At 57.7% G+C, this 20993-nt stretch carries 19 protein-coding genes; 13 read left to right on the top strand and 6 right to left on the bottom strand.

The window, feature by feature from the left end:
* Positions 1–450: 450 nt before the first annotated feature.
* Positions 451–4395, bottom strand: coding sequence for an efflux RND transporter permease subunit (locus ACKXF7_RS04265; protein ID WP_423742233.1), 3945 nt, complete (start codon positions 4393–4395; stop codon positions 451–453).
* 412 nt (positions 4396–4807) lie between these two features.
* On the opposite strand from ACKXF7_RS04265, the gene ACKXF7_RS04270 reads away from it, so the two are divergent.
* The 9 genes from ACKXF7_RS04270 (at position 4808) to ACKXF7_RS04310 (ending at position 11915) form a co-directional block, all read left to right on the top strand.
* Positions 4808–5761 (top strand): PSP1 domain-containing protein, encoded by a 954-nt coding sequence (locus ACKXF7_RS04270; RefSeq protein ID WP_423742234.1) that lies wholly within the window; start codon positions 4808–4810, stop codon positions 5759–5761.
* A gap of 286 nt (positions 5762–6047) precedes the next feature.
* Positions 6048–6215 carry a DUF362 domain-containing protein gene (locus ACKXF7_RS04275; RefSeq protein ID WP_005937576.1) on the top strand — a complete coding sequence of 56 codons (168 nt, stop codon included), beginning with the start codon at positions 6048–6050 and terminating at the stop codon, positions 6213–6215.
* A gap of 139 nt (positions 6216–6354) precedes the next feature.
* Positions 6355–7029, top strand: coding sequence for a tRNA1(Val) (adenine(37)-N6)-methyltransferase (locus ACKXF7_RS04280; protein ID WP_423742235.1), 675 nt, complete (start codon positions 6355–6357; stop codon positions 7027–7029).
* A 44-nt stretch (positions 7030–7073) separates the two neighbouring features.
* Positions 7074–7931, top strand: coding sequence for a 16S rRNA (cytidine(1402)-2'-O)-methyltransferase (gene rsmI / locus ACKXF7_RS04285; protein WP_423742236.1), 858 nt, complete (start codon positions 7074–7076; stop codon positions 7929–7931).
* 33 nt (positions 7932–7964) lie between these two features.
* Positions 7965–8456: a metallophosphoesterase gene (locus ACKXF7_RS04290; protein WP_339394466.1), complete on the top strand. Its 492-nt coding sequence runs from the start codon at positions 7965–7967 to the stop codon at positions 8454–8456.
* On the top strand, positions 8453–8968 hold the full coding sequence (locus ACKXF7_RS04295; protein WP_423742237.1) for a biotin--[acetyl-CoA-carboxylase] ligase: 516 nt from the start codon (positions 8453–8455) through the stop codon (positions 8966–8968). Before ACKXF7_RS04290 ends, ACKXF7_RS04295 begins: the two co-directional genes overlap by 4 nt.
* 113 nt (positions 8969–9081) lie before the next feature.
* Positions 9082–9219, top strand: a complete 138-nt coding sequence (locus tag ACKXF7_RS04300) for a hypothetical protein (RefSeq protein WP_423742610.1) — start codon at positions 9082–9084, stop codon at positions 9217–9219.
* A gap of 453 nt (positions 9220–9672) precedes the next feature.
* On the top strand, positions 9673–11562 hold the full coding sequence (locus ACKXF7_RS04305) for an OPT family oligopeptide transporter (protein ID WP_418265215.1): 1890 nt from the start codon (positions 9673–9675) through the stop codon (positions 11560–11562).
* Entirely contained in the window at positions 11562–11915 is a 354-nt protein-coding gene (locus ACKXF7_RS04310; protein ID WP_249237662.1) for a PqqD family protein, read from the top strand. Before ACKXF7_RS04305 ends, ACKXF7_RS04310 begins: the two co-directional genes overlap by 1 nt.
* Positions 11916–12404: 489 nt before the next feature.
* Here ACKXF7_RS04310 and ACKXF7_RS04315 read toward each other — a convergent pair whose 3' ends face one another.
* On the bottom strand, positions 12405–13688 hold the full coding sequence (locus ACKXF7_RS04315) for a D-alanyl-D-alanine carboxypeptidase family protein (RefSeq protein ID WP_423742238.1): 1284 nt from the start codon (positions 13686–13688) through the stop codon (positions 12405–12407).
* A gap of 153 nt (positions 13689–13841) precedes the next feature.
* Here ACKXF7_RS04315 and ACKXF7_RS04320 point away from each other — a divergent pair, with 153 nt between their 5' ends.
* Together ACKXF7_RS04320 and ACKXF7_RS04325 are read left to right on the top strand one after the other, a co-directional pair.
* On the top strand, positions 13842–14360 hold the full coding sequence (locus tag ACKXF7_RS04320; RefSeq protein ID WP_348584164.1) for a gamma carbonic anhydrase family protein: 519 nt from the start codon (positions 13842–13844) through the stop codon (positions 14358–14360).
* 431 nt (positions 14361–14791) lie between these two features.
* Complete coding sequence (locus tag ACKXF7_RS04325) at positions 14792–15379, top strand: hypothetical protein (RefSeq protein WP_339394460.1); 588 nt, start codon at positions 14792–14794, stop codon at positions 15377–15379.
* 57 nt (positions 15380–15436) lie between these two features.
* Here ACKXF7_RS04325 and ACKXF7_RS04330 read toward each other — a convergent pair whose 3' ends face one another.
* From ACKXF7_RS04330 to ACKXF7_RS04345, 4 genes are all read right to left on the bottom strand, one after another.
* Positions 15437–16402: a hypothetical protein gene (locus tag ACKXF7_RS04330; protein WP_249237657.1), complete on the bottom strand. Its 966-nt coding sequence runs from the start codon at positions 16400–16402 to the stop codon at positions 15437–15439.
* Positions 16403–16413: 11 nt separating this feature from the next.
* The gene (locus ACKXF7_RS04335) at positions 16414–17058 is read right to left on the bottom strand and encodes a rhomboid family intramembrane serine protease (RefSeq protein WP_423742239.1); all 645 of its coding nucleotides are present in this window, start codon (positions 17056–17058) and stop codon (positions 16414–16416) included.
* 717 nt (positions 17059–17775) lie between these two features.
* Positions 17776–19353: a magnesium transporter gene (gene mgtE, locus ACKXF7_RS04340; protein WP_348584159.1), complete on the bottom strand. Its 1578-nt coding sequence runs from the start codon at positions 19351–19353 to the stop codon at positions 17776–17778.
* Positions 19354–19761: 408 nt separating this feature from the next.
* The gene (locus ACKXF7_RS04345; RefSeq protein ID WP_423742240.1) at positions 19762–19887 is read right to left on the bottom strand and encodes a hypothetical protein; all 126 of its coding nucleotides are present in this window, start codon (positions 19885–19887) and stop codon (positions 19762–19764) included.
* Positions 19888–20173: 286 nt separating this feature from the next.
* On the opposite strand from ACKXF7_RS04345, the gene ACKXF7_RS04350 reads away from it, so the two are divergent.
* Both ACKXF7_RS04350 and ACKXF7_RS04355 read left to right on the top strand, forming a co-directional pair.
* Positions 20174–20533 carry a type II toxin-antitoxin system RelE/ParE family toxin gene (locus tag ACKXF7_RS04350; protein WP_423742241.1) on the top strand — a complete coding sequence of 120 codons (360 nt, stop codon included), beginning with the start codon at positions 20174–20176 and terminating at the stop codon, positions 20531–20533.
* Positions 20530–20811, top strand: a complete 282-nt coding sequence (locus tag ACKXF7_RS04355; protein WP_423742242.1) for a helix-turn-helix domain-containing protein — start codon at positions 20530–20532, stop codon at positions 20809–20811. The genes ACKXF7_RS04350 and ACKXF7_RS04355 overlap by 4 nt, the downstream gene beginning before the upstream one ends.
* The last annotated feature ends 182 nt before the right edge of the window (positions 20812–20993 follow it).

Consider the following 20993-nt stretch of genomic DNA (forward strand, 5'->3'; position numbering starts at 1 on the left):
CGCCGGATATGTTCTCTTTTGCGTGCCAAAAGAGAACCAGAAAAGCACCCGCTACTTTCGAGGCGCGGGAGGCACGAATTAAGGGCTGCTCGCCCTTAATAATCCCAAAGAAGATGGGCTCCATACAAAAAATCCAAGTCGCTCCGCTAAAGGATTTTTTGTGTTACGCCGATTTACAGTCGCTTACGCGACGAAACGTAAGGGCAGCAGCATGTTTTCATGCTGACGCGAATGCTCCCGCAGGGAGCCAGCGTCGGCAAATGCCGTTTGCCGTTACGGCCTTTCCCGTGAAAACGCAATGCCGGGCGGTCCGCAGACCGCCCGGCATTGCTCTATTATAAATAATTCTTCCGCTGATGATGCAAGGCCCACGCAAGGGCCGTAGCAGCCGCTGGGTGCCACAACTCGTCCAAAACAAAGCGGCGCGCATTCTAAATCGTCATGCTGTCGTCAGGCTTCCGGCTGTGCCGTGCCCGCAGACTTCTGCGCCGCAATGAACTCTGCCGCATCGTCCGGGATATCGTCCAGATCATCGTCGCTGCCGACATCCACATTGAGCGGCGGCTTCCTGAACATCACGTCATACAGCACCGGCACGATATACAGGGTCATCAGGGTGGCATAGCTCAGGCCGCAGATGATGACGATGGCCATGCCGCTCATGAGCTGGCTTGCCATATCGCCGCTGAACACCAGCTGTAGCATGGCCAGCACGGTGGTCAGGGTGGTCATGAGGATGGGGCGCATACGGGTCCTGCCGGTGGCCACCAGCGCGGCGCGGCGCTCCATGCCGCCCAGACGCAGCTGGTTTGCATAGTCCACGAACACGATGCCGTTGTTGACAACGGTGCCCATCAGCACGATGAAGCCCATCAGGGAGATCATGGTCAGCTGCTGACCGGTGATCAGCAGGCCCAGCAGGCCGCCGGTAAAGGCCAGCGGCACTGTGAACAGCACGATGAAGGGGGACAGCAGGCTCTGGAACTGTGCCACCATGACAAGGTACACAAAGGGCAGGGCCAGAGCCATCCACTGCACCATTTCGTTCACCATATAATCGGTGCTCTCGGTCTCGCCGCCCAGCGTGATGCTGCAGCCCTCCGGCATTTCGCCGCTGGCTGCGTACTCATCCAGCTTCTTCTGCAGCACGCGGGACTGCACCATGGTGTTGTAGCCCTTCAGCGTATCTGCCGTCACGGTGACATACTCGGTCTGGTTCTCGCTGGTGATGGCATCCGGCGCAGTGCCGGTGGACCAGCTGGCAATGTCGTTCAGGGTGCAGGTGCCCGTGGTCACAGTGCCATCTGCCGACATTTCGGTGGTCTCAAAGGTGAGCTCCATCATATTTTCCTTGGTGACGGGGTCCAGATTGTTGGTGATCTGCACATCCATGGTGGTGCCGTTCACCGTGACGGGGGTCTGGGCGGTGGCGGTGGTGGTCAGCTTGGCTGCGATCTGCTGGTACACCTGCGCCACGGTCAGGCCGTAGGCACGCACCTTGTCGCGGTCCACCTTCAGGATGATGGTGGCATCGCCGCTGCCAAGGCCGTTGTCCGCGTTGGCAAAGCCCTCGGTGTCGTTCACCATCTCCACCACCTTTTCGGAGACGGCGGTCAGGGTCTCGGCATCCGCGCCATAGACCTTGACCGACAGGCCGGTCGCCAGCTGGCTGGTCAGATCATCGGTCATGCCGTACAGCTTGACCTCGGCGGTGCAGTTCTCGATCTGGGACACTGCATCCTCCATGGCCTGCCGGGTCTTTTCCACCTCACGGGAGGAAAGGCTCTCGTTCATCATGACATTGATCTTGTATCTGCCGTAGGCATTGGCGGCATTCAGGATATCGGTGATGGCGGTGGGCAGGCCCAGCTGGCTGATGTCCAGACCCGCCATGCTGGTGTCGGTGGTGATGCCCACCTCTTCCACGTTTTCCACATTCAGGGCCGCCTCTGCCACCTGACCCGCAATGGCATAGGATTCCTCCTTGGTCAGGCCGTCGGCGGTGGACAGGGTGATCTGCGCCTCGTTGCTGGTGATGCTGGGCAGCAGCTCCACGCCCATGTTCAGCACCTGCCATCCGCTGAACACCAGCAGCGCCACCGCCGCGATCAGGGGCAGGGCACGGTGCTGCAGGCACCATTCCAGACTATGGGCGTACTTTTCCTGCACCTTTTCAAACCAGACAAGGCGCTTGGGCTCGGCCTTTTTCAGCACGGTGGAGGCTGCCGCCGGGACCACCGTGAGCGCCACGATGAGGGAAGCCATCAGGCAGTAGCCGATGCACAGAGACATGGGCATCATCAGGCTGCGCACGAGGCTGGCCGAGAACACCACCGGCAGGAACACGCACACCGAGGTGAGGGTGGAGGCCACCACCGACATGCCCACCTGCCTTGTGCCCTGCACGGCAGCGCGGGCCGCAGGCACGCCGCGGCTGCGCAGGCGGTAGATGTTCTCAATGACGACCACCGAGTTGTCCACCAGCATACCAATGCCAAGGGACAGGCCGGCCAGAGTCATCACATTCAGGTCCAGACCCGTGAAGTACATGAGCACCACCGCAAACAGCACGGACAGCGGGATGCTGATGCCGACCACAAGGGTGGGCTTGACGTCCTTGAGGAAGATGGCCAGCACGATGATGGCCAGCGCGGCACCCACCACCATGCTGGTGAGGATGCTCTGGATGACGATGGTGATGTAGTTGCCCTGATTGGACAGCACCACCATGTGCAGGCCGTCGTACCGGCTCTCCATCTGTTCAAAGGCGGTCAGGCAGTTGTCGGAGACCTCGCCCGCACTGGAGGTCGCATTTTTATAGATCTTGAGGATGGATGCCTTTTCGCCGTTCAGGCGGGTGTAGCTGTCCGCAGAGTTGTCGATGACCTCCACATCCGCCACATCGGAAAGGCGCACGTCACCGTAGCCCTCCACATGCAGCAGCAGAGCACCGCTGATGTCCTCCACGCTGTCGTACTCTTCGCCCACCTTCAGCAGCCAGGACTCGCCGTCCTTGTCCGGCACATAACCGGCCGGCATGGAGAAGTTCTGCGCGTAGATGAGCTGGGCCAGTGTATCGATGTCCAGCTGCTTTGCCACATCGGCCTGTGCCAGCGCATTGGTCTTGGCCGTCTCGTACTCTTCCTTGGCGGCCTCCAGCTGCTTTTCGTACTCGTTCAGCATTTCACGCGCTTCGGTGAACTGCATATAGGCATTGAGCTGCTGCTGAGAGAAGCTGCCCAGCGCACCGGAGAACTCGCTCATCAGCTGCGGCACATTGTCCATGGCCTTGATGGTGCTTTCCAGCGCGTTGTAGACCACATTCAGGCTTTCCTGCAGCTGCATCTCATTGGCAAGATCTTCCGCCGTGCTGCCCTCGGTGCCGGTCTCGGTGTTCATGCGCTCCTGCAGCTTCTGCAGTGCGCCGGTGAGCTTATCCGTGATGGTGCGCAGCTCTGCCACGATATCGATGAGGGAATCGATGTCCCGCATACCGGTCTCGTTGAACTTGTCCAGCACCTTCTGCAGGCCGTCGCGCACCTCGATAAGGGCCTGCTGGATCTCGGGCTCCTTGACCACAGCGATCAGGTCATTGACGCTTTCCAGCAGGGCCTGCGCCTGCGCACGCACCGTTTCCACTGCGGCACCCACCTCGGTGCTCATCTGGCTCATGACCGAGTTGGACACCGTATTGCCAAAGTTTTTCAGCTGCTTTTCGTACTCTTTACGGCCTGCGGTGATCTGCGCCTCGGCAGCATCCAGCTGCCCACGGGCCGCCGCCAGCTGGGTGTCGATGAGCTCCAGCAGCTTTGCATTGATATCGTTGATCTTATCCTGATTCAGCTGCACCTGAACCATCTTATCCACCAGACCGCTGGAGGAAACGCTGGAAACGCCGCCCCTGCGCTGGAGCTCCGGCACCAGCGTTTTCTGGATGAACTCCGAAAGCTCGTACTGGTCCGCGCCTTCGCGGCTGACAGCCACCGTCATAAAGGCGTTCATGTTCAGGCTGTACTCAATGACAGAGGGGGTCAGGCAGGTGCTCGGCAGGTCGCTTTTGGCCTGATCCAGCTTGTTGGACACCTTGACCATCGCACTGTTCATGTCGGTATCGTCCACAAATTTCATCAGCAGCAGGCTGTAGTTTTCTGCCGATGTTGCGGTGATATCGGACACGCCCGGCACGGTGAGCGCATTTTCCAGAACATCGGAGACCTCACTCTCCACACGCTCCGGGCTTGCGCCGGGATACACGGTGACCACCATCAGATACGGCGTACTGACGTTGGGCAGAAGGTTCGTATCCATCTTTGTGACTGCCACAAAGCCCAGGATCAGAACCATAACGACTGCCACCAGCACCGTAAATGGTTTTTTAACACTGAATTTTTCCATTTTTTCCTACCATTTCTCTGCCGTGCCGCAAAGCAGGGCAGCCGCTTTCTTTCCAGAAAGGCCACACTTCAACATTTTTATTATACACGCAAGCCCCCGCCTTGCAAGGGCAGGGAAGGATTCTTTTGTGATTCTTTAGATTCTTTCGCAGGATTTTAACAATTACCGTTCCGTTTTTCCATTTTCCGGCAGCGGATGCGACCAAATTCGGTCTGTCTCCCCCGATTGATACGCCTCAGCCGGGCAGATTGTTGCACCCCACAGAAATTTTCTGCAGGGCGCACGGCAGCAGCTTTTTGTTTTTTGCGTGGAAATGTGCATTTGAATATGTTATACTAAGATGCAGAATGGATCAGCAGGCCCTTTTTCGGGCCTTATCCTATAGATTCGACCGATAAAAACGAGGAACGCTATGAAAAAAGTCATTTCCGTCCGTTTCAAAGAGAACGGCAAAAGCTATTATTTCGACCCCGCCGGGGCCGACATCAAAACCGGCGAATACGTCATTGTGGAAACTGCCCGCGGCATCGAGTGCGGCGAGGTGGTGCAGGGAGTGAGGGAGATGACCGATGCAGCGGTGCCCAAGGCCCTCAAGCCCATCACCCGCATGGCCGACAGCGTGGACATCCGCCGGATGCGCCAGAACCGTGAGGACGAGAAGCGCGCCTACCACACCTGTCAGGAGTGCATCGCCCGCCACGGCCTGGAAATGAAGCTGGTGGAAGCGGAATACACGCTGGACCGCTCCAAGATCATGTTCTACTTTACCGCGGACGGCCGGGTGGACTTCCGCGAGCTGGTCAAGGATCTGGCCGGCATCTTCCACACCCGCATCGAGCTGCGCCAGATCGGCGTGCGGGACGAGAGCAAGATGATCGGCGGTCTGGGCATCTGCGGCCAGCCCTTCTGCTGCAGCCGCTTCCTCAAGGACTTCCAGCCCGTGTCCATCAAGATGGCAAAGGAGCAGGGCCTTTCGCTGAACCCCACCAAGATCAGTGGTGCCTGCGGCCGCCTGATGTGCTGCCTTGCCTACGAGGAAAGCGCCTACGAGTACCTGAACAGCATCATGCCCATGGTGGGCAGCACCGTGCGCACGCCGGACGGCCTTGGCACTGTGCTGGAAGTGAACCCGGTATCCGGCTACCTGCGGGTGCGCTGCGGCACCGAGAGCCTTTCGCCCCGGTACTACAAGGTAGGCGTGTGTGAGTATGTCAGCGGCGGCAAGCGTGCGCCCCGCCGCCCGGACCCGGACGACGATTACTCCGGCGTGCGCAACCCGGCACCGGTGGTGGCCTGCTCCGACGAGGGGGAAAAGCGCTGCGCCGGCGGCTGCTGTGCCAGAAAGCGCCCTGCCGAAAAGGAGTGAGAGCCGCGCCGGAGGCTCTGAGGGGTTAGTCTGGCAAAACTAACTATTCTTCGTGATTTTTGCCAAAAAACTCCTGCAAATTTGTCCATAAGTTAGCCTGTGCTTTTGTGCAACCCAACAAAAAACAAACTTTTGTGTTTTTTGGGCCACGGTTAGTCTTGCCTTTTCTCACCTGCTTTGTTAGAATGCAGTCAAGGATATGATTTCCGGAGAGACATGCACAGCCGTGCCATACATGACTCTTCATACGATACTTCGGGCACGGAGATAAAAAGGAGAGTTTATTATGGCACACAAGGTTTCTGACGCATGTGTTGGCTGCGGCGCTTGCGAGGGCGCTTGCCCGGTTGGCGCTATCACCGTTGACGGTGTTGCATCTGTGAACGCAGACGCTTGCATCGACTGCGGCGCTTGCGAGGGCGCTTGCCCCACCGGTGCTATCACTGCTGAATAATTTTAGCAGCGGCACAAAAACGCTTCAAGAGCAGCAGGCCTGTCCAAAGCAGGTCTGCTGCTTTTTGTTTTGCAGTAATTCGCACAAATTCCACGGGCAATTCCACCTATTTTTTTGAGAGGGTCAGGCGCACTTATCTATGGAACATTCTACCGAAGTCTTGTATAATAGAACTATGGTATATTGCTCGCCGGAGCATCGTTTCGGCTCGGACGCGCTGCTGCTGGCCCGTTTTTGTGAGCCGAAGCGTGCCCAGAAGGCCGCAGACCTGTGCTCCGGCTGCGGCATCGTGGCACTGGAATGGCACGACCGGGGCCACCGGGGCCCCTGCATCGGGCTGGAGCTGCAGCCGGAGGGCAGCGCCCTGCTTTCTGCTGCGGTGGAAGAGCAGGGCATCGGGCATCTCACGCCGATCTGTGCCGACCTGCGCACCTTCCGGCAGGGCGAGGGCAGTTTTGACGTGTGTGCGTGCAATCCGCCCTACTTCACGGATGGGCCCCAGAGCCAGAACGCAGCCCACGCCCTTGCCCGGCACGAGAACACCTGCACACTGGACGATGTGTGCGGGTGCGCCTTTCGTCTGCTGAAGGACGGCGGACGCTTTTCCCTCTGCCACCGGCCGGAACGGCTGGCGGAGGTGCTGGCGGTGCTGCGGGCCCACCGGCTGGAACCCAAGCGGCTGGCCTTTGTAAAGAACAGGGCAGACGGCGTGCCATGGCTCTTCCTTGTGGAAGCGCAGAAGAACCGCAAAACCGGCCTGCGGGTGGAGCCGGATGTGTTGATCAGCGCCGGTGCGGCGTTATATGGCAGATGACGGGCTGCGAATCAGGCTGAGAGGATCATCTTCAGGAGGTAACTATGGCAGGAACTCTTTATATCGTGGCAACGCCCATCGGCAACCTGGACGATATGCCGCCCCGGGTGGCCGCCACCTTTGGCGCGGCCGACTTCATTGCCGCCGAGGACACCCGTGTGACCATGAAGCTGCTGAACTTTCTGGGCCTGAAAAAGCCCATGGTCAGCTACTATGAGCACGCCCTGCAGAAGGGCGAGGGCATCCTGCGCCGCATCGAGGCGGGCGAGAGCTGCGCGCTGTGCAGTGATGCGGGCATGCCCTGCGTCTCCGACCCGGGCGAGGTGATCGTGCGGGATGCGCTGGCCCGGGGCATCAAAGTGGTGCCGGTACCGGCGGCCTCTGCCTGCGTCACCGCGCTGGCCGTGTCCGGGCAGGACACCTCCCGCTGGGTGTTCGAGGGCTTTCTGCCCGTGAACCGCAAGCAGAAAAAAGAGCGTCTGGCTGAGCTTTTGCAGGAAAAGCGCACCACCATCTTCTACGAAGCCCCCCACAAGCTGCGCACCACGCTGGACGATCTGACCAGCGCATTCGGTGCCGACCGCAGCATCACCCTGTGCCGGGAGCTGACCAAGCTCCATGAGGATATCTGGAAGACCACCCTCGGCGAGGCGGTGGAGCACTACAAAGCCAACGAGCCCCGGGGGGAATACGTGCTGGTGATGGCCGGTGCGCCGGAGACCGCCGACCCGGAGCAGGAGCTGACGCTGGAGCAGGCAGCGCAGCGGGCGCTGGAACTGACCGGACAGGGCTTTGGCCCCACCGCAGCGGCCAAGGCGGCGGCGCAGGGCACGCCCTATTCCAAGAGCGAAGTGTACAAGCAGCTGCTGGTATTGCAACAGGGCCAGCAGGCAGCGGAATGATACGTAACTGGTAAACAGAGGAGGACCCTTTTTGTGACAAAGCTTCTGGTTTTGAGCGACAGCCACGGCGGACGCACCGCCATTGAGCGTGTGCTGATGAAAGAGAGTAAAAACATCGATGCCCTGATCTTTCTGGGTGACGGCCTGCGGGATCTGGAACTGGCCCTGACGCTGTATCCCAAGCTGCGGGCCTACTCGGTGGCCGGCAACTGCGATTACGGCGCACTGGAACCCACCGACGGCCTTGCCGCCTTTGACGGCGTGGTGATTTTTTACACCCACGGTCATATGTACGGTGTAAAATACGATCTGGATACGCTGGCAGACGCTGCATCTGCCCGGGGTGCCGAGGTGGCGCTGTTCGGCCACACCCACATCCCCCATGCAGAGACCCGCAGCGGGGTGTTCCTGTTCAACCCCGGCTCCTGCGGCCGGTGCTACACCGGGCCGGACACCTACGGCATCCTGACGCTGGACGAAGGCAAAGTGACCGCCTATGAACACAAAGAGGTACCCAAACAATGAGCATCAATGAGGTGCGCTATCTGCCGGAATGCGGCAGCACCAACGCTTACGTGAAGGAGCATTTTGAGGAGTTTGGCCCGGTGGGCGCGGTGTATACCGAGAACCAGACCGCAGGCCGGGGCCGTCTGGGCCGCAGCTGGGTGAACGCCGAGGGCAAGGCCCTGTATTATACGGTAGCCATCCGGGAACCGCTGGCCCAGCCTGCCACCCTGCCGCTGCTGGCCAGTCTGGCCGTGCGCACCCAGCTCAGGCTGCGCTACGGCGTGGACTGCCAGATCAAGTGGCCCAACGATCTGCTGCTGAACGGCAAAAAGATCGTGGGCATCCTGTGCGAGAGCGTGAGCTACGGCTACCAGCAGCAGGGCCGGGGCATCCTGTGCGGCATCGGCATCAATCTTGCCCAGCCCCAGAGCTACTTTGACGCCGCCGACCTGCCCAACGGCACCTCGCTGGAACTGCAGGGGGCAAAGGTGATCTTTCCACCGACCCCGCATGGCTGGCCGAGGGCCTGACCGACTTTGGTTTTGACCGCAATCTGTACCAGTTTGCCCGGGACGGCTTTGCCCCTTTCCGGGAGGAATACAAGGCCGCCTGCGTCAATCTGGGCCGCCGGGTCACCTTTGACCTGCCGGACGGCAGGCAGGGGGCCGGTGAAGCCGTCGATGTGGACGAAGAGGGCCGTCTGGTGGTGCGCACCGACAGCGGCGAAGTGCATGTGTTCACCGGCGAAGTGTCGGTGCACGGCATCTATGGGGCCGTGTAAAAGCGCTCTTTATAATATATGAGTGTCCCGGGAATTTTCGTCGGCTGGTCCAGTCGAGGAAAGACCCGGGGCTTTTTTCAGCTTTGTCCAAGGCCCGCCGAAAGCAGGGAAAAGGAAAACTTTTCCGCCATTCCTCTGGACAGGCGCGCGCGCTGTTAAAAGGCATTCTTTTCCTGCAAAGCTGTTCTCCGTGTGCGTACAATTTTGGAATCATATGGAATCTTTTTGCACGTTTTTGCCCGAATTTCCCGCAAAATGCTTGAATAAACGAATTTTTTGTAAATTTCTTGTGTACATTTCCAGTTGCCAATTCAGTCATACTTTAGTATAATAGAGTACGTGCCAGCGCGTCCTTTTGGATGGGATGCGCGTGTTTAGGAAATCGGAAAACGGACAGCACAAGCGCCCTGCCCCCAAAAGCAAGGCGCTTGTGCTGTCGCAAGGAGTGCAAGCATGAAAGATCAAGAATCCTTCAAGCCGTATATTCCTGCGGAAAAGATCACCGCAGAAATGACGGCGACCTCTGTGATCATGGGCATCATCCTGTCTGTGGTCTTCGGCGCTGCAAATGCCTATCTGGGCCTGCGCGTCGGCATGACTGTTTCTGCCTCCATCCCGGCAGCAGTCATTTCTATGGGCGTGATCCGCGTCCTGCTCAAGAAGAACTCCATTCTGGAGAGCAACATGGTGCAGACCATCGGTTCCGCAGGCGAGAGCCTGGCCGCCGGTGCCATCTTCACCATGCCCGCACTGTTCCTGTGGGCAAAAGAGGGCCTGTGCGACAAGCCCAGCATCCTGGAGATCACCCTGATCGCCCTGTGCGGCGGCATTCTGGGTGTTCTGTTCATGGTGCCCCTGCGCAACGCCCTGATCGTCAAGGAACACGCCACCCTGCTGTACCCGGAAGGCACCGCCTGTGCAGACGTTCTGCTGGCCGGTGAAGAGGGCGGTGCAAACGCCTCCACCGTGTTCTCCGGCATGGGTCTGGCAGCCATCTTCAAGTTCATCGTCGATGGCCTGAAGATGATCCCCTCCGACATTGCCATGGCCTTCAGCTCCTTCAAGGGTGCTCTGGGCATGGAAGTATACCCCGCTCTGCTGGGCGTGGGCTATATCGTCGGCCCCAAGACCGCTTCCTATATGTTTACCGGTTCTCTGGTAGGCTGGATGGTCATTATCCCGCTGATCTGCCTGTTCGGCGCAAACATTTCCCTGTACCCGGCAGCAGCCGGCACCACCATTGCTGATCTGTATGCAGCAGGCGGTGCAGACGCTATCTGGTCCAACTACGTCAAGTATATCGGCGCAGGCGCCATTGCTACCGGCGGTATCATTTCTCTGATCAAGAGCCTGCCTCTGATCGTATCCACCTTCCGCGACGCCATGAAGAGCATGAAGGGCGGCAGCGCTTCCGGCACCTCCCGCACCGATAAGGACATGCCCATGCCCTTTATTCTGGGCGGCATCCTGCTCATCATCCTCATCATCTGGCTGGCTCCGGCCATCCCCGTCAGCCCGCTGGGTGCTCTGCTGATCGTCATCTTCGGCTTCTTCTTCTCCACCGTCTCTGCACGTATGGTCGGCATGATCGGCAGCTCCAACAACCCGGTCTCCGGCATGACCATTGCCACCCTGCTGATCGCTACCATGATCCTGAAGGCCACCGGCAACGTTGGCATCGAGGGCATGATCGGCTCCATGGCCATCGCCTCTGTCATCTGCATCTGCGCTGCCATTGCTGCGGATACCTCTCAGGACCTGAAGACCGGCTACCTGCTGGGTGCGACCCCGGTCAAGCAGCAGATCGGTGAGCTGATCGGCGTTATTGCCGCCGGTCTGGCCATCGGCGGTGTGCTGTACCTGCTGGACAGCGCATGGGGCTACGGCGGTGCCGAGGTCCCCGCACCGCAGGCTACCCTGATGAAGATGATCGTCGAGGGCATCATGGGCGGCAACCTGCCCTGGAACCTGGTGTTCACCGGTGTGTTCCTTGCCATTGCTCTGGAGGTCCTGCGCATCCCCGTAATGCCCTTTGCCATCGGCCTGTACCTGCCCATCTACCTGAACACCTCCATCATGATCGGCGGTGTTGTGCGCTGGTTCATGGACAGCCGCAAGAATGTTGACGCGAAGCTCAAGGAAGAGCAGACCACCCGCGGCACCCTGTTCTGTGCCGGTATGATCGCAGGCGAGGGCCTTGTGGGCATCCTGCTGGCTGTGTTTGCCGTGTTCGGCATCAGCACTGCCCTGAGCATTGATCTGGGCAACATTGGCGGCGTGGTCCTGATGATCGTGATGATCGCATGCCTGCTGGCCTTCTCCATGAAGAAAAAGAAGAACTGATGAATAAGAAAAAGCAGTCCATCAATTATCTGGATCTTATCCCGCAGCGGGCGGAGACCCTGCGCTGGCACACAGATGAAGCCACCGGCCTTATCACCCTTGAGGTGGAGAACACCGGTGTGTTCAATACGATCGCGCAAAAAGTGTTCCATAAACCGCGCACCACACAGGTGCATCTGGACGAGACCGGCAGCTACCTGTGGCCGCTGATCGATGGCCGGAAGACCGTTGCACAGCTTGCTGACTGCATGAAGCAGCAGTTCGGCGAAAAAGCCGAACCCCTGTACCCGCGCATCATCAAGTATTTCCAGATCGTGGAATCTTACCACTTTATCAAGTTCCTCAACCAATAAGCGCAAAAGAAGCGGCGCTCAGAGCCTGTTGCAAGGCACTGAGCGCCGCTTTTTCGCTGTTCTTTATTGTTTTTTGCAGTTTGCTGTGGTATTCTGTAATTGCCGCATCTGCGGCACGAAGGCGCTGTGTCCCAAAACGCAGGCGGCTGTTCCTTACCGGCACCTAGGCGCGCCGGGCAAGGCGATTTTTTCTTTGGATCTTTCGCATCCCCGGTTTTGCCCAAGGGCAGGAAGGGGGGATGCACCATGACGTTTGAACAGGTCGTGCTTCTGCTCACGCTTCTTGGCGGGGCGATCTACGTTACGTTTGAAATTACATGGACTGTTTCTCACAGTGATGACAAAAAGAAAAAATGACCGCCTCTTGTTCCCCAACACGACCGGTCATTTTTCTTTTTGACTAGTATGGTAAGGAGCTAGCCGTTTGTGGGCCAGCGCCTTTGTATTTTCAGTATAGCTTATTTTCCAAAATTGTCAAGCCCATGCACTTTATCTGCGGCGCCTTCCCTTTTTGAGGCTCAGCGAACCGCCGCCGGCCGCAAGCGTGAGCACCATCATTGCAAACAGGATGAGCACCAGTGCACACAGCAGAAGCGCCGTGGCCTTCATGTCGGTGCGGAAGTCGGAGACGTACTCCCGGTGGGTCACAAGATCCACCGTGCCTACTTCATCGCCGTCCAGATACACGGTGGCTGTACCCACCACACTGCCGCTCTTGACGGTGGCCGCAATGCTCTCCGGCAGGTCGAAGGAGTAGGTAACGATATCGTCCGCGTGGCCGTAGCCGCTGACCGGCGCAGCGGCATACAGCGCCACCGCCGGTTCGGTGCGGCACTTGGTCAGCGCCACGGTGGTGATCTCGGTCTGGGTATCCACCAGCGGACGATCTGCAAAGCTCTCAAAGGCCCAGTCGAACAGATCATCGCACTCGGCAAAGAGGTGGTCCGGCGTATCGCAGCCAAGGATCACCAGCCCGTAGGTGTGGCCGTTCTTTTCCGCAAAGGCAACGATGCAGCGGCCTGCCAGCGTGGTAAAGCCGCCCTTGACCCACCGGACATACTCCCGGTAGTTGGCGCTCTCGCTGTTCATCAGGCTGTTGGAGCTGCTGATGGTGCGCTCAGCCTTGCGGAGGTTAGTGGCCGGCAGCACATAGCTGGCGATGCCCGCCACCTGTGCAAAGGTCTGGTTTGCCGCACAGGCGGCGGCGATCTTTGCCAGATCCTGCGCGGTGGACACGTTGCCGTAGTCAAACAGGCCGTGGGCACAGGTAAAGTTCGTGCCGGTGCAGCCCAGCTCCTGGGCACGGGCGTTCATCTGCTTGACGAAATCCAGCACGCTGCCGCCCACATCGTAGGCAATGACGCTGGCGGCGTCGTTGGCGCTGACGATGAGCATGGCGTTCAGCAGGTCGATGCGGCGCACCGTCTCGCCGATGCGCAGGCCTATGGTGGTGCCGTTGGCGTTCTGGATATCCCGGAACTCCTGGGTCAGCGCGGTGGGCACGGTCACTTCACCGTTCAGATCCTTGCCGCTTTCCAGCAGCAGCAGGGCCGTCATGAGCTTGGTCAGGCTGGCAACATACTGCTGCTGGCCGGCGTTCTGGTTCAGGATGGTCTTGCCGGTGTCGGCGTTGAACAGGTACACCGCCTCGGTCTCGCTGGCGGTCTGGATGGGCATGGGATATACCGCAAGGCCCGGCAGTGCAGCAGCAGCGGCCAGTGCCAGCGTGAGCACCAGCGCCGTCATGCGGCGGAAGATGGTGTTTTTGAACATGAGCGTGCCCCCTTGTATCTGCTTGCCGACGCACGGCAAAAATTTTTGTTTTGAAACAGCTCCCACTTGCCGGAAAGGCTCTGGCTTGCTATACTACTTTAAAGAATACCATAAACCAGCCAAAAGAGAAAGAGAGAAAGGCGGTTTTTAACAATGTTTCTGTCCTTTTGTGGAAAAGTTCCCCGTAACGAGGGGGCTGCGTTCGTTGCGCCCAACGCCACCGTGCAGGGCGATGTGATCCTCAAAGCCGGTTCCACGGTGTGGTACGGTGCAGTGCTGCGCGGCGACGACGGCCAGCTTATCATCGGCGAGAACTCCAATGTGCAGGACAACGCCGTGCTGCACTGCGATGTAGGCGGGGCCGTGACGCTGGGCAGGAATGTCACTGTGGGCCACAGTGCGCTGGTGCACGGGTGCACGGTAGGGGATGGCAGCCTGATCGGAATGCACGCCACCCTGCTCAACCACTGCGTCGTGGGCAAAAACTGCATCATCGGCGCGGGTGCGCTGGTGCCGGAGGGCATGGTCATCCCGGACGGCTCGGTGGCCGTGGGCGTGCCCGCAAAGGTCATCAAGCAGGTGAGCCCCGCACAGGTCGAGGCCAACCTGCACAACGCCGCCCACTACGTGGAGCACGGCAGAGTGCACGCAGCACAGTGCAAAATGGATTGACCTTTTGCGCCTGCTGTGTTATGCTGAAAAAGAGCGTTTGCATCGGGCAGCCCTTCAGCAGGCTGTCCGGGACCCCTGCCGCAGCGAAACTCTGACCGGTGCGGGGGAAATCCTGTATCGGCATTTTGGAGGCCATCCGAAAAAGCTTTCGTTCCTGCGCAATTTTCGCTTTTGATCTCTTTACGAAAAAAAAGCTTTATTTTTTCGATTTTTTCACAAAATAGCAATGACTTTTTGAGGGAAATGGGGTATACTATCAATTGTAGAGCACGCGGGGCCGCAACCGCGTCTCTACACATGATTCCTCCTCACACCAAAGCAATACCCCAAACAGAGATTCCCTCCGGTGTACCGCAAGCGCTGGGGGGAGTCTTTGTTTTTATCCGCTTTTGTATTTTATGATTTCCTGCGTGAAAAGGAGAGGTTTCGTTATGTCTGAGCTCATCACCCGCCGCACCTTTTTAAAGGCCGCCGGTACTGCCATGGCGGCGGCTGCCGCAGGCGGCATGCTGGCAGGCTGTGGGAACAGAGCTGACGCTCTTCTGAGCGTTTCCGCCCTCCCTTCTGTTAGCTCGGAAAGCTATATTGCTGCTGATACCGGTTATATGATTGGTCTGGGCTCTTTTGAAGGCTGCCGCTCAAATTCACAGCGTGAGCCTGGAACCAACAGTACACAGCACTACTATCTCTATACCGCTGTTTCGTTCCAGAACGTTTCAAACCCTTTCACTCTTAATGCTTCTGACTTCAAATTTACTTTTACCAATTCTTCTCTTACCAGCAAAACCTCCTGTAGCAGCCTTGCCAATTATACTTTAGACAGCAGTACAAACAAGTATAAAGCCACTACTAAGCGAACCATTTCTACCGGAAACTCCACCATTCCTCTCTGGGTCGATTTGGGTTCCTATTTTGACGTTCCCACCACACATATTGGCGGCATTACTGTCACCTACAAAAACAGTGTCACTTTCAGTTACGCCAGCCCAAGCGACACTCCTATTCCTAAAGCCAAATAAACCAAATTCCCGGCAGATGCATTTGATCTGCCGGGAATTTTTCTATCTTTTTTAAAATTACAACGCTCTGAACTTTGCCGCAAACACGCTGAGCACGATCTTGGGGTTCACCTGTGCGCCCAGACGCTGGATGGCGGCATCTGCCAGCCGCAGGGCACGCCGGGCGGCATCGCCCTGCACCGGTGCGTGGGGGCTTTGCCGCAGGCCCGCTGCCGCCACCGCACGGAAGTCCGTCAGCAGGGCGGCGGCACCGGCTTTGTCCTTCTCATACGGAGCCAGCAGCACGGCGGCGGCATAGCTGTCACGGTCGGCTGCGGTCTTTGCCAGCTGCAGCGCCTTTTCCACCTGCGCCGTGCGGGCTTCGTCCTGCGCCGCTGCAAGCACCGTGCCGATGTGCCCATCGAACAGCTCACTGTACAGCGCGGCGGTCTTTTTGTCCACCCCCTGCGCGGCGCAATAGCGGGCGCACTGCTCCGGCGGGACCGGCGCCACGGCAAAACTGATGCAGCGGCTGCGGATGGTGGGCAGCACGCCTGCCAGCGAATCGGCTGTGAGCAGGAACAGCACCCCCTCCGGCGGCTCTTCCATCACCTTCAGCAGTGCGTTGGCGGATTCCTCGTTCATCTTTTCCACGTGGTAGAGCAGCACCGCGCGGCCCTCAGCTGAAAGGCTGGTGTTGAAGATCTCGCTGCGCATGGCCGTGACCTGACCCACCAGATACCGGCCGCCCGCGCCCATGCCGGTGACCGAGATCGCCTCGCGCACGATGCCGGTCTCCACCTGACCGCTGTCGCGCTTGCCGGCCTTCGCCACCGCACGGCAGCATTCGCCCCGCAGAAGGGCCTCAGCGGGCGCTCCGCCGGCAGGGTAAAGATAATCGGCCGCGATGCAGCGGGCCGCAAAACCGGCCCCAAGGCCCTCTTCGCCCACCAGCAGCACGCTGTGGGTCAGGCGGCGGGCTGCCAGCATCAGCTGCACGCTGCTTTTCAGTTCTGCGTTGCCTTCCATGCGGTCCAGCATCATGGTTTTTCTCCTTACCTTCTGTTTTTCCGCTTCCACTGCTCGCGGCGGACCCATGCACGGATGGCGCGGTAGCCCATGGGGCCAAAGAACAGCCAGACATTCGCCATGCTGAGCAGCAGGCTCAGCTTCTGGGGCAGCGGTGCGCCCAAAAAGCTCAGCACCCACAGGATCGCCGCAAAAAAGCCAAAATACTTCACCCGGATAGGGATCACAAAGAACAGCAGCACCTGTACCTCCGGGTACAGCATGGCAAAGGCCAGCAGCAGCGAAAGGGACAGGCAGTAGGTGCTGCCGCTGACACCGGTGAGCAGGCAGGCCAGCACGGTGCCCAGCATGCCGGACAACAGATAGACCGTATAGCGGAAATCGCCCCACTCCCGTTCCAGCGCCGTACCGATGAACCAGGTAAAGTAGATGCCCAGCACTGCGCTGAGGATGCTGCCGCCATAAGAGGGGATGAATACAAAGGTGATGATGCGCCAGATCTGGCCGCTCAACAGAAGATATCTGCTGAGGGACAGCCAGACGCTGATGGTTTGGTTCACAAACAGCTCGATAGCCAGTACAAGGATCTGCCCGCCCACCAGAATGTTGGTCAGGTTCGGGATGCCGAAACGCCCATATCTGCGCTCCAGCCGGTTCAGCCAATTGTTCATAGGGTGCCTCCCTCAATTCGGAAATGTTTTGCCGCAGCTTACTGCTGTTATTGTACCATGATTGGCCGGGGCATTCAACACTGTTGAAAACCTCTGCCCCCAAAGCCCGGAAATACAGCTTTCCTGCCGCTCTCCGGATGCCAAAGCACAACCGAAAATTGTATGTAATTTCCGGTCTGGAATGAACTTTTCACTTTTTCCACCGGGTTTTCAACTGCTTTTGTGAAGAAAAGGTCGGGTTTTCCGTGATGTTTTCCACTTTTTCCACTGGGTTTTCAACAATAAAAAGGAATCAGCCCTATACGCACCGTAATTCAGGCAGCCGCTTTCTGGAAAGTTTTGGATGAAAATGCAGGCATTCTACCTTTTATAAAAAAGAAAGTCGAAGGATTTTCTTTGCATTCTACAAACCGTTCCTGAGCGGCGATTTATTTTTCTCCAATCTGGAATGGCTGGCCCCAAGTTTTCAACACCGGGCCGCCGCCGTTTTTCCGTGTGGAAAAGGCGGGGAAAATTGCAGTTTTCCACACTGTTTTTATCCCGGCTGAACCCTCTCAGTCGCCTGCGGCGACAGCTCAGAGGCTCTCCCTTTGGGAGAGCTGGACGCGAAGCGGCCTGAGAGGGCTAGGATGCTGCCGGGCAGACCGGGAGCGCCGGGGATGCAAAAAGTCCCCCGGGCAAGCGCATTTGCTTGTCCGAGGGGCAGTACCTGACAGGTTACATCATATTGTGGAATACCAGCTGTGCGATCTGGAAATACAGGATCAGGCTGCAGGCGTCCACGATGGTGGTGATGAAGGGGGTAGCCATGATGGCCGGGTCTGCACCCAGCTTCTTTGCAGCCAGCGGCAGCATACCGCCCACCAGCTTTGCCAGAATGACGCTGAAGAACAGCGACACGCTGACCACGATGGCATAGCCCATCACGTTGCCGTACTGGCCGGGGAAGAGGAAGGTGTACATCAGGTAGATGCGCAGGCCGTTCACGATGCCCAGCACCGCGCCCACGATGGCCGACACCCGCAGTTCCTTGCCCAGCACCCGCACAAAGTCGCTGGGCTCTACCTCGCCCAGAGCCAGACCGCGCACCATCAGGGTGCTGATCTGGTTGCCGCAGTTGCCGGCGGTATCCATCAGCATGGGCATAAAGGAGACCAGCAGGGGCAGCGCGGTAAAGGCTTCCTCATAGTGAGTGGTGACCATGCCGGTAAAGGTGGCGGAAAGCATCAGGATCAGCAGCCATGGGATGCGCTGCTTTGCGTGGGTCCAGACGCTGGTGCCAAAATAGGTGGTGGCATCGTCGTCCGGCAAAATGGCGGCCATCTTCTGCATGTCCTCGGTGCTCTCGTCGGTCAGGACGTCGATTGCATCGTCGATGGTGATGATGCCCACGAACATGCCCTCGTTGTCCAGAACGGGCATTGCGGTAAAGTCGTAGCGCTGCATCTCACGGGCCACATATTCCTGATCGTCCGTGACCTTCACTGCCACCACGTTGTCGTCCATGATCTCAGAAACGGGAATGTTCCTGTCCGAAAGCAGCAGGCTGCGGGCAGAGACAACGCCCTTCAGGCGGTTGCGCTCCACCACGTAGCAGGTGTACACGGTCTCTGCGTTTTCGCCCTGTTTGCGGATGGCATCAAAGGCCTGCTCCACGGTCATATCCTCCCGCAGGCGGACATACTCCGGGGTCATCAGACTGCCGGCAGAGCTTTCGGGGTAGTTCAGCAGCTTGTTCAGGCTCTCACGGGTCTGCTTGGAGGATTTCTCCAGCACCCGCTTCACCACGCCTGCCGGCATATCCTCCAGCAGGTCGGCGGCATCGTCCAGACTCATTTCCTCGATGGCGCTCACCAGCTCCACGTCCGAAAAGGCGTTTACCAGATCATCGCGGGCCTCGTCGGACATATAGGCAAATGCTTCGGTGGCCACTTCCTTTTTCAGCAGACGGAACACCACAAGGCGGTTGTTCTCGTCCAGCTCTTCCAGCAGCTCGGCAAGGTCGGCAGGCTGCTCTTCCTCGGTCACTTCGCGCAGCTTGACATACTGCTTTTTGATGAGCAGCTTGAGCAGGCGGCTCTTGGTCAGCATTTCGGGGTTGGCCTTGACCTCTTCGTCGTTGGCTTCCTCTTTCTCGGCCTCACGCATGTCCTGCTTGAGGTCCTCGGTAGCTTCATCGTTCAGGTCCTCGGCCAGCTTCTGACGGACTTCGGCAGGGATATCGGCAGGCAGCTCCTGCACCGGCAGCGCCTGCTCCGCAGCATCAACCGTCAGCTTCTTTTCTTCCATATCCATTGGGCGTTCCTCCTCAGTTTTTACGGCACAGGAGCAGCTCCTGTATCCGGAGGACGCAGCAGATCGGGAAACAAAAAACGCGCCGCCTTGCCTGCCGGAATGCCGCAAACGCCGCATTCTGCGCACACAAAGCCGCGCCTTCCTCTGCTCTGTTTTGCGGAAAGACACACCGTTGAAGCGGTGCTTTTCCGCAGGACTCAGCGAAGGAGGCGAACGGTTGGGGGAAACGCAGTTGTTTTTGTTTTCTGATCCACCGCGCCGGTGGTTCTACTTCGACTATGATCCGGGTCCATTTTCCTGCGTTCACCTCCAAGTTTTCATATTCATTTTTATTATAGCGCCGCCAAAAAACGGGGTCAACCCTAAACCATGGATTTACAGGAATTTTATTTTATAAAAACACCGATCTTATTTTTCTTTCGCGTGAAAAGGCAGTTCGGCAAAGCCCGCAGCCTTTGCCGAACTGCAAGGATAAAAATTACCGCTGAAAATGCCAACGCACTGCGGCGGCATCGGAAGATCGTTTTTTGCCAAAACAAAACACCCTCTTCCGTGTTGCGGCGCACGAAAAAGGGTGTTTTGTTTGGATATTGCCTTGGTGTGAGGAGGAATCATGTTACACGGGAAACGGTTGCGGCCCCGCTTCCCATGGCAAAAGTATAACAGCTTTCACAATTCAATTCGTTAAGAAGCTATGAAGAAACTGTAAAAAGGAAATGGTATCTTTTGGAAGATTTTGTGATAGAAAATCTTCTTGACAATATTTGTTTTATCCTATATTATAATCATAGGATACCACCAAACGGAAAGGATGCCGAAAATGTCTGCTTTTGAAGTGAATTTTTATTATAAGGCAGACGGCAGCTGCCCGGTTCGTGATTTTCTGGATACGCTGGACGACAAAATGCTGGCAAAGCTTTTGGGCACGATCTCCCTATTGGAAGCCAATGGCACACAACTGCGGGAACCTTATTCCAAATCATTGGGAGACGGCATTTTTGAATTGCGTGCCAAGCAAAGCAGCAATATTACGCGCATTTTATATTTCTTTGTGGTCGGGCATCAGATCATCCTGACAAATAGCTTTGTCAAAAAGACGCAGAAAACACCGCCGGAGGAAATTGCACTGGCGCAAAAATACCGCGCGGACTATTTTCATCGGAAGGAGAGTTCCTCATGAGTGATTTTCGGAATTATTTGAATGAACAATTACAACGGCCTTCTTTTAAGGCCGAATGGGATGCTCTTCAGCCGGAGCTTGCCATTGCACAGGCCATGATCGATGCCCGGAAGGAAAGCGGTCTGACCCAGAAACAGCTTTCAGAGCGCACCGGCATTGCACAGGCCGATATCAGCAAGTTGGAACGGGGAAACGCAAACCCTTCTCTGCGCACCCTGCAGCGCCTTGCGGCTGGTATGGGGATGAATGTCAGAATTGAATTTGTATCGAATAAATAATTTTTATTCACCAAAAACGCAAAGCCCGGACCATCCGCAGATGTTCCGGGCTTCGTATTTTTACGGAAAGAGTTTATACAAAAAATACGCCCCGGTCACCTTGCGGTGAGCGGGGCGCTAAAACGAAGCTCGTTTTTACTGCGGCAAGATCCCTGCAAAAGCAGGTCTTATGCAGCAGGCGG

This window comes from Faecalibacterium sp. 7 (genome assembly GCF_049562865.1).
Taxonomy (GTDB): Bacteria; Bacillota; Clostridia; order Oscillospirales; family Ruminococcaceae; genus Faecalibacterium; species Faecalibacterium wellingii.

Bases quoted from the DNA above. Each gene is read 5' to 3' on its own strand.
- ACKXF7_RS04265 (WP_423742233.1), bottom strand. From the start codon at position 4,395: ATGGAAAAATTCAGTGTTAAAAAACCATTTACGGTGCTGGTGGCAGTC.
- ACKXF7_RS04295 (WP_423742237.1), top strand. From the start codon at position 8,453: ATGAGCATCAATGAGGTGCGCTATCTGCCGGAATGCGGCAGCACCAAC.
- ACKXF7_RS04270 (WP_423742234.1), top strand. From the start codon at position 4,808: ATGAAAAAAGTCATTTCCGTCCGTTTCAAAGAGAACGGCAAAAGCTAT.
- ACKXF7_RS04355 (WP_423742242.1), top strand. From the start codon at position 20,530: ATGAGTGATTTTCGGAATTATTTGAATGAACAATTACAACGGCCTTCT.
- ACKXF7_RS04310 (WP_249237662.1), top strand. From the start codon at position 11,562: ATGAATAAGAAAAAGCAGTCCATCAATTATCTGGATCTTATCCCGCAG.
- rsmI (WP_423742236.1), top strand. From the start codon at position 7,074: ATGGCAGGAACTCTTTATATCGTGGCAACGCCCATCGGCAACCTGGAC.
- ACKXF7_RS04325 (WP_339394460.1), top strand. From the start codon at position 14,792: ATGTCTGAGCTCATCACCCGCCGCACCTTTTTAAAGGCCGCCGGTACT.
- ACKXF7_RS04280 (WP_423742235.1), top strand. From the start codon at position 6,355: ATGGAACATTCTACCGAAGTCTTGTATAATAGAACTATGGTATATTGC.
- ACKXF7_RS04320 (WP_348584164.1), top strand. From the start codon at position 13,842: ATGTTTCTGTCCTTTTGTGGAAAAGTTCCCCGTAACGAGGGGGCTGCG.
- ACKXF7_RS04315 (WP_423742238.1), bottom strand. From the start codon at position 13,688: ATGTTCAAAAACACCATCTTCCGCCGCATGACGGCGCTGGTGCTCACG.
- ACKXF7_RS04335 (WP_423742239.1), bottom strand. From the start codon at position 17,058: ATGAACAATTGGCTGAACCGGCTGGAGCGCAGATATGGGCGTTTCGGC.
- ACKXF7_RS04305 (WP_418265215.1), top strand. From the start codon at position 9,673: ATGAAAGATCAAGAATCCTTCAAGCCGTATATTCCTGCGGAAAAGATC.
- ACKXF7_RS04330 (WP_249237657.1), bottom strand. From the start codon at position 16,402: ATGATGCTGGACCGCATGGAAGGCAACGCAGAACTGAAAAGCAGCGTG.
- mgtE (WP_348584159.1), bottom strand. From the start codon at position 19,353: ATGGATATGGAAGAAAAGAAGCTGACGGTTGATGCTGCGGAGCAGGCG.
- ACKXF7_RS04275 (WP_005937576.1), top strand. From the start codon at position 6,048: ATGGCACACAAGGTTTCTGACGCATGTGTTGGCTGCGGCGCTTGCGAG.
- ACKXF7_RS04350 (WP_423742241.1), top strand. From the start codon at position 20,174: ATGTCTGCTTTTGAAGTGAATTTTTATTATAAGGCAGACGGCAGCTGC.